Annotated in this window: 19 protein-coding genes and 1 pseudogene; 9 read left to right on the top strand and 11 right to left on the bottom strand. The window is 69.3% G+C overall.

Annotation, left to right across the window (positions count from 1 at the left end):
* The first annotated feature begins 133 nt into the window (after positions 1–133).
* Entirely contained in the window at positions 134–1,975 is a 1,842-nt protein-coding gene (locus ABIA33_RS16795; protein WP_370082227.1) for an ATP-binding protein, read from the top strand.
* Positions 1,976–2,151: 176 nt separating this feature from the next.
* On the opposite strand, the gene ABIA33_RS16790 is transcribed toward ABIA33_RS16795, so the two are convergent.
* Complete coding sequence (locus ABIA33_RS16790; RefSeq protein WP_370082225.1) at positions 2,152–2,508, bottom strand: hypothetical protein; 357 nt, start codon at positions 2,506–2,508, stop codon at positions 2,152–2,154.
* A 267-nt stretch (positions 2,509–2,775) separates the two neighbouring features.
* Here ABIA33_RS16790 and ABIA33_RS16785 point away from each other — a divergent pair, with 267 nt between their 5' ends.
* Positions 2,776–3,498, top strand: a complete 723-nt coding sequence (locus ABIA33_RS16785; RefSeq protein WP_370082223.1) for a DUF5677 domain-containing protein — start codon at positions 2,776–2,778, stop codon at positions 3,496–3,498.
* A gap of 125 nt (positions 3,499–3,623) precedes the next feature.
* Here ABIA33_RS16785 and ABIA33_RS16780 read toward each other — a convergent pair whose 3' ends face one another.
* Positions 3,624–3,776: a hypothetical protein gene (locus ABIA33_RS16780; RefSeq protein WP_370082221.1), complete on the bottom strand. Its 153-nt coding sequence runs from the start codon at positions 3,774–3,776 to the stop codon at positions 3,624–3,626.
* A 313-nt stretch (positions 3,777–4,089) separates the two neighbouring features.
* On the opposite strand from ABIA33_RS16780, the gene ABIA33_RS16775 reads away from it, so the two are divergent.
* Positions 4,090–4,860: a hypothetical protein gene (locus tag ABIA33_RS16775; protein ID WP_370082219.1), complete on the top strand. Its 771-nt coding sequence runs from the start codon at positions 4,090–4,092 to the stop codon at positions 4,858–4,860.
* Between the two features lie 123 nt (positions 4,861–4,983).
* On the opposite strand, the gene ABIA33_RS16770 is transcribed toward ABIA33_RS16775, so the two are convergent.
* From ABIA33_RS16770 to ABIA33_RS16750, 5 genes and pseudogenes are all read right to left on the bottom strand, one after another.
* Complete coding sequence (locus tag ABIA33_RS16770; RefSeq protein WP_370082217.1) at positions 4,984–5,181, bottom strand: hypothetical protein; 198 nt, start codon at positions 5,179–5,181, stop codon at positions 4,984–4,986.
* A 234-nt stretch (positions 5,182–5,415) separates the two neighbouring features.
* Positions 5,416–5,691 (bottom strand): hypothetical protein, encoded by a 276-nt coding sequence (locus ABIA33_RS16765; protein WP_370082215.1) that lies wholly within the window; start codon positions 5,689–5,691, stop codon positions 5,416–5,418.
* Positions 5,692–5,778: 87 nt separating this feature from the next.
* Positions 5,779–6,622 (bottom strand): annotated as a pseudogene (locus ABIA33_RS16760) (helix-turn-helix domain-containing protein).
* Positions 6,619–7,152, bottom strand: a complete 534-nt coding sequence (locus ABIA33_RS16755) for a DUF6879 family protein (protein ID WP_370082213.1) — start codon at positions 7,150–7,152, stop codon at positions 6,619–6,621. Before ABIA33_RS16755 ends, ABIA33_RS16760 begins: the two are co-directional and overlap by 4 nt.
* A gap of 5 nt (positions 7,153–7,157) precedes the next feature.
* The gene (locus ABIA33_RS16750) at positions 7,158–7,358 is read right to left on the bottom strand and encodes a hypothetical protein (protein WP_370082211.1); all 201 of its coding nucleotides are present in this window, start codon (positions 7,356–7,358) and stop codon (positions 7,158–7,160) included.
* Between the two features lie 193 nt (positions 7,359–7,551).
* Here ABIA33_RS16750 and ABIA33_RS16745 point away from each other — a divergent pair, with 193 nt between their 5' ends.
* Positions 7,552–8,031, top strand: coding sequence for a hypothetical protein (locus ABIA33_RS16745; protein WP_370082209.1), 480 nt, complete (start codon positions 7,552–7,554; stop codon positions 8,029–8,031).
* A gap of 223 nt (positions 8,032–8,254) precedes the next feature.
* On the opposite strand, the gene ABIA33_RS16740 is transcribed toward ABIA33_RS16745, so the two are convergent.
* The 3 genes from ABIA33_RS16740 to ABIA33_RS16730 all read right to left on the bottom strand — a co-directional run bounded on the left by ABIA33_RS16740 (position 8,255) and on the right by ABIA33_RS16730 (position 10,347).
* Positions 8,255–8,527 carry a hypothetical protein gene (locus tag ABIA33_RS16740; protein WP_370082207.1) on the bottom strand — a complete coding sequence of 91 codons (273 nt, stop codon included), beginning with the start codon at positions 8,525–8,527 and terminating at the stop codon, positions 8,255–8,257.
* A gap of 346 nt (positions 8,528–8,873) precedes the next feature.
* On the bottom strand, positions 8,874–9,752 hold the full coding sequence (locus ABIA33_RS16735) for a tyrosine-type recombinase/integrase (protein WP_370082499.1): 879 nt from the start codon (positions 9,750–9,752) through the stop codon (positions 8,874–8,876).
* 106 nt (positions 9,753–9,858) lie between these two features.
* Entirely contained in the window at positions 9,859–10,347 is a 489-nt protein-coding gene (locus ABIA33_RS16730; protein WP_370082205.1) for a hypothetical protein, read from the bottom strand.
* Between the two features lie 514 nt (positions 10,348–10,861).
* Between ABIA33_RS16730 and ABIA33_RS16725 the strand changes: the two genes are divergently transcribed.
* Positions 10,862–11,101: a hypothetical protein gene (locus ABIA33_RS16725; RefSeq protein WP_370082203.1), complete on the top strand. Its 240-nt coding sequence runs from the start codon at positions 10,862–10,864 to the stop codon at positions 11,099–11,101.
* A gap of 479 nt (positions 11,102–11,580) precedes the next feature.
* On the opposite strand, the gene ABIA33_RS16720 is transcribed toward ABIA33_RS16725, so the two are convergent.
* Complete coding sequence (locus ABIA33_RS16720; protein WP_370082201.1) at positions 11,581–11,880, bottom strand: hypothetical protein; 300 nt, start codon at positions 11,878–11,880, stop codon at positions 11,581–11,583.
* A 434-nt stretch (positions 11,881–12,314) separates the two neighbouring features.
* On the opposite strand from ABIA33_RS16720, the gene ABIA33_RS16715 reads away from it, so the two are divergent.
* The 4 genes from ABIA33_RS16715 (at position 12,315) to ABIA33_RS16700 (ending at position 16,255) form a co-directional block, all read left to right on the top strand.
* Positions 12,315–13,163 carry a hypothetical protein gene (locus ABIA33_RS16715; protein WP_370082199.1) on the top strand — a complete coding sequence of 283 codons (849 nt, stop codon included), beginning with the start codon at positions 12,315–12,317 and terminating at the stop codon, positions 13,161–13,163.
* An 82-nt stretch (positions 13,164–13,245) separates the two neighbouring features.
* Complete coding sequence (locus ABIA33_RS16710; RefSeq protein WP_370082197.1) at positions 13,246–13,917, top strand: response regulator transcription factor; 672 nt, start codon at positions 13,246–13,248, stop codon at positions 13,915–13,917.
* Complete coding sequence (locus ABIA33_RS16705; RefSeq protein ID WP_370082195.1) at positions 13,914–15,260, top strand: sensor histidine kinase; 1,347 nt, start codon at positions 13,914–13,916, stop codon at positions 15,258–15,260. The genes ABIA33_RS16710 and ABIA33_RS16705 overlap by 4 nt, the downstream gene beginning before the upstream one ends.
* A 353-nt stretch (positions 15,261–15,613) precedes the next feature.
* Positions 15,614–16,255 (top strand): dihydrofolate reductase family protein, encoded by a 642-nt coding sequence (locus tag ABIA33_RS16700; RefSeq protein WP_370082193.1) that lies wholly within the window; start codon positions 15,614–15,616, stop codon positions 16,253–16,255.
* Positions 16,256–16,458 lie beyond the last annotated feature (203 nt).

Here is a 16,458-nt window from a genome sequence, read left to right as displayed (position 1 = left end):
GGTTGCCGCCACGCATGAGCGCACGGTCGCGCTGGGCCGGTTCCTGGTCCGGCACCCGTCGTTCGTCGCCGCCGGCGGCCTGGTCGCCACTCGCCGCGCCTGGGACGGACACACCGCAGCCCGCTACGAGCGCATGATCCGCGCCGCCGAGGCCGTCGGGAACATCGAGGCAGCCCAGGAGTGGGAAGCGCGCGGAGCATCGTTCCGCGCCGCCCGCCACCGGCGGCGCATGGACCTGCTCGCCGCGCCGATCCACCTCGCCCGCGGCACGGCCATCGCCACGCTCCCCGGCACCGGCACGCTGCTGGCCATCGGCATCGTGATGGCCGTCGCCGAGCACCAGGTCCGTGATGTCCTGGTGCCGATCACTGGCGCCGTCGACACCGTGGCCTGGATCTGCGCCGTCATCGCCGTCCTCTGGGGCCCGGCCCTCGCCGCGGCCCCGTTCGTCGCCCTGGCTGCCTTGTGGGCGGTTGGTAGGCGGCACGGCGCTGCTCCGGCGTGGATGCTGCCCGGCGGCAAGCCCAGCAACGAGGGCGCACCGATCACCCCGTCCATCGTCGTCACCGCGCTGCGCGACCTCGGTGTCGCCCCGCTGCGCAACGCGATCCGCGAGATGGGCGACGCTGGTGCCGCGATGCTCGGACCGATCACCATGGCCGGCTGCGGCGTCGAGGTCGACGTCCACCTGCCCTCCGGATCACCCACCGAAGAGGTCATGAACCGGCGCCGGAAGATGGCGGAGAACCTGGGACGCCACGAACACGAGCTCTATATCAGCGTCGCCCCGGCCGCCCGCACCGTGCGCCTGTGGATCGCCGACAGCGGCGCCCTGGACGAGCCCGTGCCCGCCTCGCCGCTGGTCACTGACCCCACCATGACCGCCAACTACAAGACCGGCCGCGCTCCTTGGGGCCTGGACCTGCGCGGTGATGCCGCCACCCTCAGCCTGTTCCAGAAGCACGTGCTGGTCACCGGACTGTCGAACCAGGGCAAGACGGCTTCCTTGCGGGCCCTGGCGCTGTGGCTGGCCCTGGACCCCACGGTCGACTTCCGGCTCGGGGACCTCAAGGGGGTGGGTGACTGGTCCATGTTCGAGGGCCTCGCCTCGGTGCTGATCGAGGGCCCGACCGATGACCATGTCGTCCTGGTGACCGAGATGGTCGAGGAGGTGTTCATCGAGATGCAGCGCCGGCTGATGGCACCGAAGGGCACCGTGTTCACGCCGCTGGTCGTGATCGTGGACGAGGCGCAGGTGGCCTACGGGTCTGCGGCCGTCGGCTTGGACAAGCGCCCGTTCGGCGGGGCCAAGGCGACCAGCCGCTACTTCCAGGCGGTCAAGGGCATTCACGACCAGGGCCGTGCCGTGAATGTCACGATTTGGGAAGGCACCCAGGACCCGACCGACCAGAACCTGCCCAAGCGTTCCCGCGAAGGCAATCACATCCGCGCCGCGCTGGTCCTGGGCACCGAGTCGCAGGCCCGGATGGCGCTCGGCGAATCGCCGGTCGAGGCCGGCGCCGCACCCCACAAGCTCCGGCAGGGCCTGGACAAGGGGCAGCTGGTCGTCGCTGGCGACGGCGTGCAGCTCCCGCCGGCACAGGTGTCGCTCAACGTGCGCACGCACTACATCAACGACGAGGAGGCCGTGCAGATCACCAACCGCGCCAAGGCCCTCCGGTCCGGCGTCACCACCCGCGCGGCCGTCGAGCCGGCCGCACCAGTCGACCACCTCTCCGCCATCGCCGCCGTCATCGGCAACGAGCCCCGCATGGGCACCGACGAGGTCCGCCAGCACCTGGCGCAGCGCAACCCGACCGAGTACCGCAGCTGGACCGCATCCGATCTCAAGCAGGCCCTGGAGCCCTTCGGGGCGGCCCCGTACAAGTCCAACGGCAACATGGTCGTCAGCCGCGACCGAGTCCTCGAAGCGCTCGCCGAGCGGGCCGCGGAGGACGACGGGGACGAGTTTTGATCCAGGGAGGCGGCCGGGGAGGCGGGGAGTTCTCCCTATCCGCCTCCCTGACCCAACTCCCCGGGCCTGACCTGCGGCGATGGCCGTTCAGGGAGGCAGGGAGGCAGCCCCAGAGGTAGCCCGGAAAGGGCCTGGAGAGAGGAATCGGGCAGGTCTGTGACATCCCTGACTTGTGCTCAGTTCGGCGGGCCAGCTGGCGGGTACGGCGACGCTGGTGGCATGTGCCACGGATTCGCGCCCGGCGGCGAAAGGGAGGTCTGCTGCGAGGACTGCGCCGGCCACGGTGCCCCCATGATCGGCGGCGGCCCGAAGCCGCCGGGCTGTGCAGTCACGGCCGGTGGCTGAGGCGCTCTTGCGACGCGCAGCGCAGCGATGGCGGTAATGAGGCCAGCGATGGCGGAGATGAGCCCGGTGGCGGCGGTGATGATGCCCGCGATGTCGACCGTGGATCCCGGTGACGATCCCGGAACGGTACCTGACCCCGCCGGCCCCGGCAGAAGGAGCACGGCGACCACCAGGAAGACGAAGCCCACGATGACCAGGATGAGTGCGTTGCCCGCCAGTTTCCGTGCGCGCGGCGGCCACGGGCGTCTCTTGTCTGCTGTTCCGTCCCACTTCCCCATGTGGAACACGGTAGAGCGATCAAGTGTCTTTACGGAGCGGTTCCGCGGGATGCTGCTGGCCCGCCACACGTGGAGAGCTGGGCAGGGCGCCTCGGCCGCGGACTCCACATCCGGGCCCGGCGGCTCCACCGATCAATTCGATAGCCCTCGCCATCAACCGACACCATCATCGAGCGCATGACGCCACCCGATCCGGCAGTGACCATCCTCCGACTCGAAGAGCTGATCACCCCAGACCTCCATGAGCACCTGGATCCGCAGAACCGCGCGGCCGTGGTGGGCTGGGGCTGGTTCTTCCTCATCAGAGATCAGATCAGCGCTGTGCTCCTGCTCCATCGGGAGCAGCGCTGCGCCGCTGCCGCACCGAACAGGCGAGCCGCCGTTGAACACACGATGACGCTGCTCTGGCTTGCCGACGAGGGGGACTCGGTGGTCGATGTCTTCAACCGCGGACTCCAGCAGGACCAGATTCAGCTGGCGAACATGCTGCGAGCTGCCGACATGACGCACACCATGCAGTCGGATGCCTACGCGGTTTTGGAGGCCACGGTCGCCACGGACATTCCTCCTCATCCCGATGAGCGGCTTCGCAAGATCGACCACCTGTTCAGGGCGTATGAGTCTCACACCCTCCGGGCGTACTACCAGGTCGAGTCGCGCTTCGCGCACCCCAGCCTGACTGGCGCGCAGTTGTACTTCAGGGACCAGGAGAACGGCTTCCAGATAAGCCAGGAATCACTGTTTCCGGAGGCGGTCCCATGTCAGCTCTTCTCGCTGCATGTGCTGTATGACGCGATGCTGGCCTTCAACGGCCTCCTCCTGGGGACACCCTGGTCCGAGACCCTTGCCTCGGTCGCCGACAAACACGATCTCTCGGCACAACCGATACGCCGACGCTGAACGCTGGTTCCACCGAGGTGGACATGCCTGGACCCTCACTCCCACACGTCGGGTCCGCCGCCCTGCCACTCCACGAACTGCGGATCCTCGTAGTGCACATCCTCCAGGCCGGCGCGGCGCATGAACTAGACGACGTCCTCCAGCCGGTACGCCTTGCCGACCCGTGTGCCGAGGATGTCCACGTTCCGGTAGGCGATGGCGACCTCGTCGCCGAGCGGTCGGTGAACCACGACGTGTGCGTGATGCTGGTGAGCCGGGTCGGGCGTGGTGTCGCTCATGTGTTCAGAGTCCCCGCTGCGCCGCGGATCGGCATCCCGAAGCCGCAACCGCGTCCGTCCGGGTCACGGTTGCTGGGCGAGTCGTTGCTGAGACGGCGACAACTGAACCGTGGGATATGCCTACGACTGCCGTCCAGTTGTGGTCAGGACGGTCACAACTGGCGGGGACGACACTCCTCCAACCCTGCGTCAGGGCTGACTGAAATTCCATCGGTTCTATGTGCGAATATGTGGCGCCTGTGCAGCGAGCACGCGCGCAGGGGAGGCGCCGTCCGTGCAGCCTCCCTGTGGAAACCAGGGCAGGAACTACTCCATGAACACCAGTCAGCGTGCGGCCTCAACCGCGCTCCTCTGCGCCACGCTCGCAGCCGGGGCGACGGCCTGCGGCAGCGGCGGCACCAACCCGGCGAGCCAGGCCAGCCCGGCAGCAGCGTCCGCCCCGGCCGCGCCTTCATCATCCGCAGGGCCGCTCGACGGCCTCAGCGCTGGCGAGGTAGCGACGAAGGCCATCGCGAACCTCAAGGCAGCAAAGTCGGTCCGCATGGTCGGCAATGGCAAGTCCTCGGGTACGTCGATGTCCATGGACGTGTCGATCGCCCCTGGCCGGGGCTGCACAGGAAAGATTTCCATGGGCAGTTCCGGCTCGTTCGAGATCGTGGTCATCGGTACCAAGGTGTGGATGAAGCCGGACACCGTCTTCTGGAAGTCGGTAGGGGGGAGCGACCCGGCCACCCTGAAAGCGCTCACCGGTAAGTACTACTCGACCAGCGCCAAGAGCAGCGGATTGGGATCACTCGCCGGTTTGTGCGACCTGACCAAGAACATGACCGACTCGATCGGAAATGTCTCGGGGGCGACCAAGGGCCCCATCGCCACTGTCAACGGCCAGAAAGTCATCCCGATCGACGGGACGGGTGCCGGAGGCACCATGGACATTTCCGACTCCGCGACCCCGCTAATCCTGCGGGTCGTCACCACCGGGGCCGACAACGGCCAGCTTGACTTCACCGACTACAACAAGACGCTGACCCTCACCGCCCCTCCCGCGGGCGAGACACGGGACGGCGCCGCATACGGCATGTGACATGCCCGCCTTACGAACCCCGTCAGGCCGCCCTGCCGCGCCTCCACGCAGCGGCAGGGCGGCCCGTACAGCGCCGCCCGGGTCCGCCTGGGGGGCGTGGACAACCGGACGGCAGACCATGAGTCAGGTCGGCGACAGGTCCGGCAGGGCAGGCACGAACGGGCGCTGCGCCTGCGCCGCGGCGAACCGGGCACGTCGCAGGAACAGCGCGACACAGGCCCGGCAGAACCGCAGCTCATAGCCAGGGCCGGACGCGCCCTCGATGTGCCCGACCGGGATCGTCGCCGCGCGCTCGGCGCACTTGTCGCAGTAGTAGCGCAACCAGCTGTTGGTCCACGCCTGCGCGCGTCGAGGAACACGGTGTCGTCGGGGTGCTCAGTCATCGCGCTGGCCGTCCGCCGCGGCCAGCCATGAACGTTCGGTAGCAGGCGTCGTGGCCGACGTCGACACGCTTCGAGGTGGGATCACCCGGGCGCCGGCGCACCATCACACCCTCGGCAGGCTGCTCGCAGTAGTCGCACGTCCGGCCCGCAGGCCGCGGCTTGGTCGGCATGCTCACTCGGTCACCTCCGCCAGGTCGCCAACGAGCCGCAGCAGGTCGAGGACGGAGCCGATCAGACTGCTCACGGTGAGGACCAGCTCCGCCGGCGGCGCACCCCCGAGGTCGAGCTGCCGGGCCCGTTCGAGGTCGATGCGGGCCACGCGTACCCGGAAGTCCTGCGCGGGTGTCAGGCGCGGCCTGGTGGTGCTCGGTTCGGTCAGTGGCTGCATCATGGGTGCCCCCAGTGCCTCGGGCAGCGTGAGCGTGGAGGGGCTCACTACATCCGCCATGACCAGAACCGTAGAGAGCAGCGTTGCCGCAACGTGCCGAAGTTGCCCGGAGTTGCTTTCGCGGGCTCGTCTGCTTCGCAGAGTTGCTTACGCGAGGTCCAGCGCGGCCCGCGCTCGGGCAATCAGGCGGTGCGCCTGGGGACCGTAGAACGCAGACTCGTTGAGGGTGTCCCAGATCTTGGTGAACAGGGCCACGTCCGTGGCGTCGTCCAACCACATCTCGGTGTTCCACGTCTCGGAGATCACGAGCCGGTCGTCGTAGATCCAGAAGCCGTCGCCCGGTGCGATCCGTAGCGGTGCCTCGAAGGGGATGATGCCGAGCGAGACTGTGCCCAGTCCCAGCAGACCGACGAGCCGATCCAGTTGGCCCACCAGGACGTCAGGACGGCAGATCAGGACTCGAAGCGCTCCCTCCCAGATCAGGGCATGGAACTCCCGTCCGGGCTCGTACAGCGCCTCCTGGCGGCGCATCCTCGCACTCACTGCGGGCTCGACGTCCCTGACGGTGCCGCGCAGCTCGACGTAGCGGGTCAATACTGCACGGGCGTACTCCGCCGTCTGGAAGATCCCCGGGATCACGCCGAACTCGGCGCCGCGCATCACCCGCGTCTGCGAGAGCTCGACGATCCCGGCTTCCTGCCGCGCCCGGTGGCCGCCGGCCAGCTGCCTGCGCCAGGACCTGTACCGGGTCTCGAAGCCCCGCAGCCGGCCCTTCAGCTCGACCGCGGACTCGGGATTGCCCACACCCTGCGCCCACGCGTCCAGGTCGGCCAGGCTGGGCGTCTGCTTGCCGTTCTCCAGTTTGGAGACCTTGGAGGGCAGCCAGCCCAGGCTTGCAGGCCAGCTGTCGACCGGTGAGCCCGGCCTCGGTGCGCAGCTCCCGAAGCCGCGCACCGAGGGTGATCCGGGCCTGCTGGAAGTCGGTGCTCACACCGACGACGGTACCTGCGCCTTGAACTCCCTGGCAGGGATCGCGAAGTGCAGGGCAGCGTCCCGGATCTGGCAGCCCTTCAGCACCTCGGCCGGGTCGTCGCTCAGGGCCATGCCGAGGGAGCGGTCACCGTCGAAGTGGAAGATGCCGATGGTGCGGGAGTCGAACAGCCAGAAGTCGCGTTCCGGCAGGCCGTGACGCTGCGCCTCGGAGCGCTGCAGGTACCGGATGTCCTCGCCGGCCTCGACGCTGTCGGTGACGTCCGCCAGCAGGAACCGCTGGTAGTCCGTCGGCGGATCGTCGACCAGGCGGACGCGCCCCACCGTCTTCCGCTGCTCTGTGAGCTGCCGGATCAGGGCCAGCCAGGGGCGCCCGGGGTCGGATACGTCCTCGCCGCGCAGGAACGCCAGTAGTGCCTCGGTCTCGGCGGCGACGCCGTAGGCCCGCCGGGTCTCCCAGCGCCAGGCGGTGTGCTGGAAGCCGTCGCGGAAGAACTCCGTGATGGCGGGGCCGCTGATCAGGTCGGACACGCGGGCTACTCCTTGGGGGCGAAGCGGGTGAGCAGGGCGCGGGGGATGACGACAAACGTCTCGGAGTCCTTGACGTCGCGCAGCTGCTCCAGCGCTTCGGGGTCGGTGAGGCGGTCGCCCTGGACGACGATGTCACCGGTCTCGGTCTCGTACAGGGTGGGGCAGTCGCCGTCCTTGGACGTGGTGCCGAGGAACTTGAGCTTCATGGTGGTCACCCTTTCGCTCGATCCCGGACGTGTTACCGGGCTGCTGCGCACCGTAGCGCCGTCCTGGCGAGGAGTAGTAGATGGCCAACCCCTTCCGGCCTATCACGGAATCATCACACCGTGTGCACAGTCTTCCCATAGCTGGCAGGCTCCCGCCAGGACAAAGCCGCCACCACCCTCACGGAGCCGAGCCATGACCACGCCTGAGTACGGCCAGCCCGCACCCGCACCGAAGTCCAAGGCGAAGGGGTGTGCCGGGATCGGCTGCCTCGCGGTCGTCGCGGTAGCCGTCGTGATCGGCGTCATCGCGGCCATCGGCGGCACCAAAACCACCGTCACCAGCTCCGGACCCGACGCGCCCGCAGCATCCACCACCGGGGCAGGTGCGCCAGCACCCGCACCCGCCAAGCCGAAGACCCTGCTCACGCTCAAGGGCACCGGCATCAAGAACTCGGCGCAGTTCACCGCCGCCGGGAACTGGACCCTCGCCTACACGTTCGACTGCGCCAGCTTTGGCAGCCAAGGCAACTTCATGGTCTCCGACGAAACCGGCATGCCCCTCGTCAACGAGCTCAAGACCAAGGGTGCTGGCTCCAGCCCGCAGTACAACGCTGGGCAGCACCACCTAGAGATCAATAGCGAGTGCGACTGGACCGTCACCGTCACTGGCTGAAGCCAGATCAAGCGAGACCGTGCGAGGCGACCGGAAGGGGCTGCGTGATGTAGCCGACCATGTGGCCCATGTACGGCGTGCCGCGGTCCGCAAGCTGGCCGCCGGGGGCCCTGGCATGGGTCGAGCGGGGCCTCCGCACCTACCCCGCACCAGAACCGGCCCGGCCGTCCGGGTGATGTACGGGACACGGGCGGACGCCCCGGCGTCGCAGTGCTGCGCCGCCTCAGATCTGGCGCAGCGCCTGAGAGCAGGCCTTGCACTCCCACGGGGTGAGGTTCGGCGGGTACCAGCTCGCGCCCGGGCCCTGCGACTGGTAGCTGTGCTTCTCCATCCTCGCAGTGGCCCTGCCGCAGAGCGTCTGGTTAGCGGGATCCTCCGGGACCTCGGGGTCGGTGAGGGCAGCGTGGACCGCTCGAAGGCCGGAGATCACCCAGTTCTTGGCGTCGAAATTGGGTGCGTGCTCCGCTTGCGGCTCGATCATCACGATGACGCCCATGACTCAACGAGCCGCCCCGCCGTCACCACCCGCATCCGGGCACTGGCGGGCAACCGGGACCTCTCGGTTTCACTCTGCGCACCCCGCAGCTCATCGAGATTCCTCTTACACGGCCCGCACAGCGTGCCGTCTACGACGAGCGGGTCAACCCAGGGAGTGAGCCTCTGCGGACGGGCTGAGTGGTCTCCCGCACAGGCTCACAAGGGCCCCTTCGCGGGTGATGTGCCACAGCTGTTCAAGGGATCCGGGCGTGTTGCATTCGTACTGCGCGCGGAGGTCATACATGCCGATCACCTCCGCTCTCAACCGTGCGGCTGGAGGAGCGCTGTGCCACCCAGCGACCACGTCAGTCGGCGAGTGCGGCGGCCAGGGCGTAGACCGGGATGGAGTCGAGGCGGCAGCGCAGGCGGTCGTAGCGCTCGGTCGTGCGGGCGTCGGCGTGGCCGGCCATGGCCTGCACGTCCCGCAGCGATCCGCCGGCCTCGAGCGCCCCGGTGATCGCCGAGTGCGGCAGGCTGTGCGGGTGCAGGTCGGCGACCAGCGCAGCGGGTAGCCCGGCCTTGGTGGCGAGGCGCTTCACCGGACGCCACAGCGCGGGCTCATCCATCCGGCCGTGGTGACCAGAGCGCGCGGCGGTGGCGAACAGCGGGCCGTCCGCACGGCCGTCGAGGTAGGTGTCGACAGCCTCGCCGACCCAGGGTGCAAGCGGCAGGGCCTGGCGCTTCCCACCCTTGCGGGTGACGGTCACGAAGCGGTGTCCACCACGCCAGGACCAGTCACTGACGTCAGCGGCGAGGGCCTCGGTGGTGCGGCAGCCGGTGGTGAGCATCACCGCCGCCAAGGCGAAGGCACGGGCAGAGTGCGCGCGGGCCGCCGCAAGGAACGCCTTCGACTGCGCGGTGTCCAACCAGGCGACCCGGTCCTCGTCGACGCCGACAGGCTGCGGGCGCTTCATCGTCTTGACCGGGTTCGAGGGCCGGGCGTCCTGGTCGACGGCGTAGCTGTAGAAGCTGGACACGGCGGAGAGTCGGCGGGCGATGGTGGTCTCCCCGGTGCGGCGGCTGCCGACGGGCTTGAGGTCGCGGCGCATCGACTCGGCCCACGCTGCGGCTTGAGGGCGGGTGGCCTCGAGGAGGTCGACGCCGTGCTGCCCGAGGAACGCGGCGAACCGGCCGAGGTCCCTGCCGTACGCCTTCCGCGTGTTCTCGGACGTCTGCTCGAGCAGCCATCCCGCGATCAGGTCGAGGGTGAGCGGCCCGGGGCCCGGGAGGGCGAGTGAGGAGTGCGAACTGGCAGAGCGTCAGCATCCATGCCATACAGGATAAGTGGAATTATCCTGTCACTGGTGAGCGTTCGGGCGATGTTCTAGGGCATCGCGTTCTGCTGCCTCTTCGAGGGCGATTCGAAGCTCTCTGCGATGCCTCAACCACTCGGTCGCCGGTCTCGTCCCGCAGATGGGGTGGTGCGAGGAACTTCGGCCAGTTGAACCACGCGACGGTGGCGTGTGCGGCCAACGAAAGCATGAAGCCCGGTATGCACGCACCGGCGATCAACGTGAAGACGGTGTGCGACGTTCCGGTTACAAGGGTGCTCGCGAGTATCGCGGGAAACAGGACGGTAAGACCCAGCGGGAATCCGACGAACGGCAGGATGCCGCGGACGTGTCCGCGGATCACCGACGGGTCCGAGGACTTGGTCAGGTTGATGCGCGGTGCACGGTCGGGGTGGAACCAATAGAGCCACGCCACTCGCGCCATGAACACTGTCATGGTCAGGAAGAACAGCCAGACGAACGCTGCGATGCTGATGTTGGCGACCATGATTCCCCTCGGCGACGGCGCCCTAGTATCAGCTTCGCTTCGAGGGGAGAGTCGGGCGGGGTACCGCTAAGCGGCGTGGCGCGCCGGATGGTCCCTACCCGCGTCTGAGACGGCGGCGGCGAGTACGGTTCCTTCGAGGTGCACTGCAAGACCTCCCTGCGCTTGCCGTCGAGGGCGGCGACTCCGACGGGTCGGGCTTTCCTGACGCTGCGACAGGCGGGGCAGACGACCTTGACGACGGGCGGCCAGGAGGTGCGGGACACCTTGATCAGGTGCGTGCCATGTCGGTTTCCTTCCTGGCTGGGGACGGTTTGGTGATCACGATCTGGCTGCTGTGATCGTGTGGGCTGCCGTATTGGGGTTGGTGGCGGCTACGTTCCGGGGCTATGGCCCCTGGCGGCGACGATCGCCGGCGGGCGGGTTGCACGTGTTCGGGTGGGCTTGCGGGTCACGATTGCGTTTCCTTGATCGTCGGGGATGTTGGTGCTGGACTTGGTCGCTTAGGGTGCCGCCCATGTCTGCTGACTTTCGTAACAAGCCGCTGGCCATGGGGCTTCGGGCCTTGGCCGTCAATGCCATCACCACGCTCGGCTTCCGATTCGGTTCCAACTATTCGTGGGCTACGTCGTTGACGCTCGGTGCGGTGCTGGCGGTGCTGACCGGTGTCGGTGTGGCGTACATGTTCTGGGAGCAGCGGCATCCCGAGATTGCGGCGAAGAAGGCGGAGCGTGCTGCCCGCCGGGCTGCTGGCTGACATATCAGGCACGCGTGACTGCCATCGGGGTCTCCTCCTTGGCAGCCCGGCCAGTCGTCGTCCGACCGGGCTGGTCGTTCAGTCCTGGTTGGGGAGTCATGCGAGCGTGATGCCGATCTTGTTGAGCGCGGCGAGTGCCTTGTGCTCCGAGCCGTAGGTGCGCACGCAGTAGTTGGCGGGCTGGCCCGCGAGCGCGGCGAGGGCGTGGCGAAGTTCGTCCTAGGTGAGCGTCTCGATGAGCTGCGAGCCGGCGTCGAGGGCCTGCTCGGTGTTCTTGACGGCGGCGGTGAAGAGAGCGTGTCCGTGGCCGTCACCGTTGCGAATGATGGCGGAGTAGTTGTTGACGGGGTGCCTTTCGGGGGGTGGACCCTCAGGGGTGGGGCGGGCCTACTTCGCCTGGGCCCGCCCCGATGGGCTTTCTCAGTCGGCGGCGTACGGATCAGGCTGGCCAGGGACGGCGGGCGGCAGGCAGTCGGCCATCATGGCGACCTCTTCGGCCCACATCTCCGCGGTGCCGTCCTGCTCGGCGGCGAGGGCTGGCTGTGGATAGCGCGCATGGCTGCGGTGACCTCGTCGGTCCAGGAGATCCAGAACCGGCCGTCGAGGAGCGTGGCCTTGAAATCGGCGACGGCGGTCGGAGGCCGCTCGCTGCTGACGTAGAACACGTTCACGTTGGGTTCGGCGTGGACGGTGGCGCTCTTCGGCGTCAGGACGCCGGCGATGTACTCGGCGGTCTCCTGCGCGATCCGGTCGCGGGTGGCCTCGGTAGTGTCGGTCATGGTGCTGTTCTCTCCGGCGAGAAGTGGACCGAGACCGGGAAGTTCTTCACGACCAAAACCGGTGAGTGGCTTCACCCGGCGTTCGTCTCGGACGAGTTCAAGCGGCTGTGCGAAGAAGCTGACCTGCCGCCGTTCAACCTGCGGGACCTGACTGTCGGCGCCTCCTACCCCGCTGCGCGACCAGGGCGCTTGCCCAGCGGCAGCCCTTCCTGAAGCTCGATCAGATTCCCTTCCGGGTCCTCCAGATACGCGACCCGCATCCGGTCGCCCGTCGGTTCCGGATCGCGGCTGAACTCCGCCCCCGCAGGATGCGGTGTTCGGCGCCGCTCTCTAAGGAAGCGTGAAGGTTTTGTGAGACCTGCTCTGAAGCGGGTGCGGTTCGCTCCTGGGTGGGGACCGGCGGCTGCCGGGCTCAAGGGACATGGAGGGGAGCGATGATGCGTCGCAGGGTGCGGATGTTGGTGGCGGGCGGGGTGGCCGTCGTGGTGGCTGCGGGGGTCTCCGGGGCGGCGGCCTCGGCCTCGACGCCGAGTCCGGCCGCGGGCAAGCAGGGTCAGCGGCCGTGCCAGGTCGTCGACATGGCGGGGAAGGGCTCGGTTGCGCCGTCGGCGGCGCCCGGGGCGGGGGGTTTTGTCCTCAAGGTGCCTTCGGGAGACGGGAAAGCCAACGTCAAGGCATTGCCGCCGGGCGACGCCGCCGCACTCAAGGCCAAGCTGCAACAACTGGCCAAGGCCGGGAAGCCGGTGGGGCCCGGGGGCACGGCATGCGTGGTGAAGGTCGGCCGGGACCAGGGTCAGCTGGTCGCGGCGCTCGCCGAGCGGCTCGGGGTCAGCGCGGCCGCGGTCGACCGCGCGCTCGCGGATCTGAAGCAGACGGTCCTGGCCAAGGGCGGTGCGCCGACCGGCGCCGCCGCCGTCCAGCTCTTCGCCCATGACCTGGGCGTCTCCACCGGTCAGGCGCAGTCGGCACTGCAGCACCTGTTCGGGGCGAAGCAGGTCGTGGTCGGTGTCCAGCCCGCTGAGTTCGCGGCCGACCTGGCCAAGCAGCTCGGGGTGACCCAGGCGCAGGCCGAGCAGGCGCTCAAGCAGCTGGACGCGCTGTCGGCCCAACCGGGCGGCGTGGACCCGAAGTCGACCGGGTTCGCGGCCGTGGCCACGTCGCTCGGGGTGAGCACGGACCGGCTCGTCCAGGCATTGACCCACGTCAAGCAGGACTTGGGCAAGCAGGAGTTGGCCAAGCAGTCTCCGGGCGGGCCCTCGGGGACGCCCTCGCCCAAGGGCTGACCCCTGGTGCTGCCGGGACGCGCACGTCCCGGCAGCACCACCCTTATGTTCTCTTCACCTGCTCTTGAGAAATGCTGTGCCCATGCGCGTGCTCGTGGTGGACGACGACGAATCGGTGCGGCGGTCGCTGCTGCACGCCCTGGGCCGGGACGGCTACCAGGTCGCGCAGGCAGCCGACGGCCTCGCGGCCCTGGACCAACTGGCCGGCGGGCGGCACGACGCGGTCGTGCTGGACATCCTCATGCCCGCGCCCAACGGCCTTGAGGTCTGCCGCCGGCTGCGTGAACGCGGGGACCGCACCCCGATCCTGATGCTGACCGCGCGGGACCTGGTCGAGGACCGGGTCGCCGGCCTGGACGCGGGAGCGGACGACTACCTGGTCAAACCCTTCGCACTGGAGGAGCTGCGGGCCCGGCTGCGCGCACTGCTGCGCCGGAGCGGGGCGGACCGCGAGCTGCTGCGCTACGCGGACCTCGAAGTGGACACCGCCGCCTGCCGTGCCCGGCGCGGCGACCGGGTGCTGGACCTGACCCGTACCGAGTACGCCCTGCTCGAGCTGTTCCTGCGCAACCCGCAGCGGGTGCTCAGCCGCACCCTGATCTTCGACGCGGTCTGGGGATACGACTTCGGCCACTCCTCCAACGCGCTGTGGGTGTACGTCAGTTACCTGCGCGCCAAGCTGGAGGCCGACGGCGAGCCGCGACTGGTGCAGACCGTGCGCGGGCTCGGATACGTGCTGCGGGAGGAGGCTTGAGCCTGCGCAACCGGGTCGCGCTGGCCGGCGGCGCGGTGGTGCTCGGGATGCTGCTGCTGGCCTCGCTGGTGCTCTACCCCGCCATGGACGCCAACCTCAGCTCCCAGCACGACGGCACGCTGGTGGCCGCCACCGCCGAGGCCCCCAAGCTGATCCAGGCGTTCAAGATGAAGGCCGCCATGGCCGGCCGGCAAGTGGTGATCCCCGCCGGCACCGTCCAAGTCGGCGGGACCACGCTGCAGTTCCTGCTGCCGCCGGTCAGCGCGGGCCCCACCGACGGTTTCGTACCGGTCACCGGCCAGGACGTACAGGTGGCGGCAGGCCAGGGCCCCGCCTATTTCAGCAACGCCGTGCACGACGGCATCCGGTACCGCGTCTACACCGCCCCGCTGGCCGACTCGGGCGGCACGCTCGTGCGCGCGGCGATTCCGCAGTCGCTGGTCGGCGACACCTTGGGGCGGCTGCGCCTGCTGCTGGCCGCGATCGTCGTCGGCGGAACCCTGCTCTCCGCGCTCGGCGCCCGGCTGGCGGCCGGACGCGTACTGCGGCCGGTCCGCCGGCTGACCGAGACCGTCGAGCAGGTCGCCGCCACCCAGGACCTGGGCGCCGTAGTGGAAGCGCGCGGGCGCGACGAGATCGGCCGGCTGGCCCAGTCCTTCGCGGCGATGATGTCGGCCCTGGACGGCTCCGTGCAGGCACAGCGCCGCCTGGTCGCGGACGCCTCGCACGAGCTGCGTACCCCGCTGACCAGCCTCACCACCAATCTCGAACTGCTCCAGGACGGCCCCGGCCTCGCCGATCCCCAGGCCCCGGCCCTCGTCGGCGACGCCCTGCGGCAGGTCGGCGAGCTGACCGGCCTGGTCAACGACCTGATCGACCTGGCCCGCTACGGCCGCGAGTGCGCTCACACCGAGGACACCCGCCTGGACCTGCTCGCCGAACGCGTGGTCGACCGCGCCGCCGCCCGCACCGGACGGGTGCGGTTCCGCACCGAGCTGACGGAGTGTCTGGTCCATGTGGACCCGGACGCGGCGGAGCGCGCCATCGGCAACCTGGTCGACAACGCGGTCAAGTGGAGCCCCGACGGCAGCGAGGTGTCGGTGCGGGTGGAGGCCGACGGCGCGGTCTCCGTCAGCGACCAGGGCCCGGGCATACCCCAGGCGGACCTGCCCTTCGTCTTCGACCGCTTCTACCGCTCCCCTGCCGCCCGCTCGCTGCCCGGCTCGGGTCTCGGCCTCGCGATCGTCCGCCAGATCGCCGAGACCCACGGTGGCCAGGTCAGCGCCGAACCGCTGGCGCGGGGGGTCCAGCTGAGGATGACCCTGCCGCCGGTGACTGCGTAGGAGGGTGCTGAAGATCTAGGCCGGATCAGGGAGCGGCGTCATGCGGCTTCGATTGCAAGGCGGAGGAGGGAGCCAACCGTGGTTGGTAGAGGGCGACCAGGGGGCACCTCCCGCCCGAAGGGTGGGGGAGACAACGCGGCAAGCGCCCGCGGCGGAGCCGCTGTCGTTGCGAGCGCAGGGCGCCGCGAGCCCGGCCTAGATCTTCAGCACCCTCCTTGGGGCCGGTCCGGCCGGACCGGCCCAAGCGCGGAATCGAGCACCGCACGTGGAACACGGCGAACCTACCGGGCTCCGAGGCCGTTGGTTGTTACCGTGGCTCCGTCGTTTTCGCTTGCTGACGGAGGTCACGGAGTATGAGGGCGGTCACCTGCCAGATCTCGATGTCGCTGGACGGCTTCGTCGCCGGGCCCAACCAGAGCGTTGACGATCCGATCGGCGAAGGCGGCATGCGCCTGCACCAGTGGGCCTTCGCGACCGAGAGCTGGCGCGCGCAGCAGGGGCTGGAGGGCGGCGAGCGCAACGCCGACGCGGAGGTCGTCGACGAGGTCGTCCGAGGTGTGGGGGCCTACGTCCTGGGCCGCAAGATGTTCGGCGGCGGCGACGGGCCGTGGGACCAGACCTGGACGGGCTGGTGGGGCGAGGAACCGCCGTACCACGCGCCTGTGTTCGTGCTTACCCACCATCCGCGCGAGCCGCTGACGATGCAGGGCGGCACGACGTTCACTTTCGTCACCACGGGAATCGGGTCCGCGCTCGAGCTGGCCCGGACGGCGGCCGGCGACCGGGATGTCGCGATCGCCGGTGGCGCGAGCACGGTGCGGCAGTACCTCGCGGCGGGGATGCTCGACGAGCTCTACCTCCACATCGTTCCGGTCATCCTCGGGGCGGGCGAGCGACTGTTCGACGATGTCGGCGATCCCACCCTGGAACTTGTCAAGGTGATCGCCTCGCCGACGGTCACGCACGTCAAGTACCGCATCGTTCACGGGAGTTGAGCATACGGCGGACAACGGGCTCGCCCGGGCGGCGGGCGGCGCCGGCGGGACCTGCGACCGGCGTGCCCTCCCCCCGTCGAAGCTCTCAGTTACCGAACGGTAACCGAGCGAGAAAGATGGCGCAGCTACCTAGCGGTAACAAACGGCGGCATGCCACATTCTTGGCGTCACCGGCCGGCGGCTCCCCCACCCAGCGCGCCTTC

Origin of the sequence: Streptacidiphilus sp. MAP12-16 (assembly GCF_041262165.1) — a bacterium.
GTDB lineage: Bacteria > Actinomycetota > Actinomycetes > Streptomycetales > Streptomycetaceae > Streptacidiphilus.
This window is presented reverse-complemented; position numbering and strand designations above follow the sequence as displayed.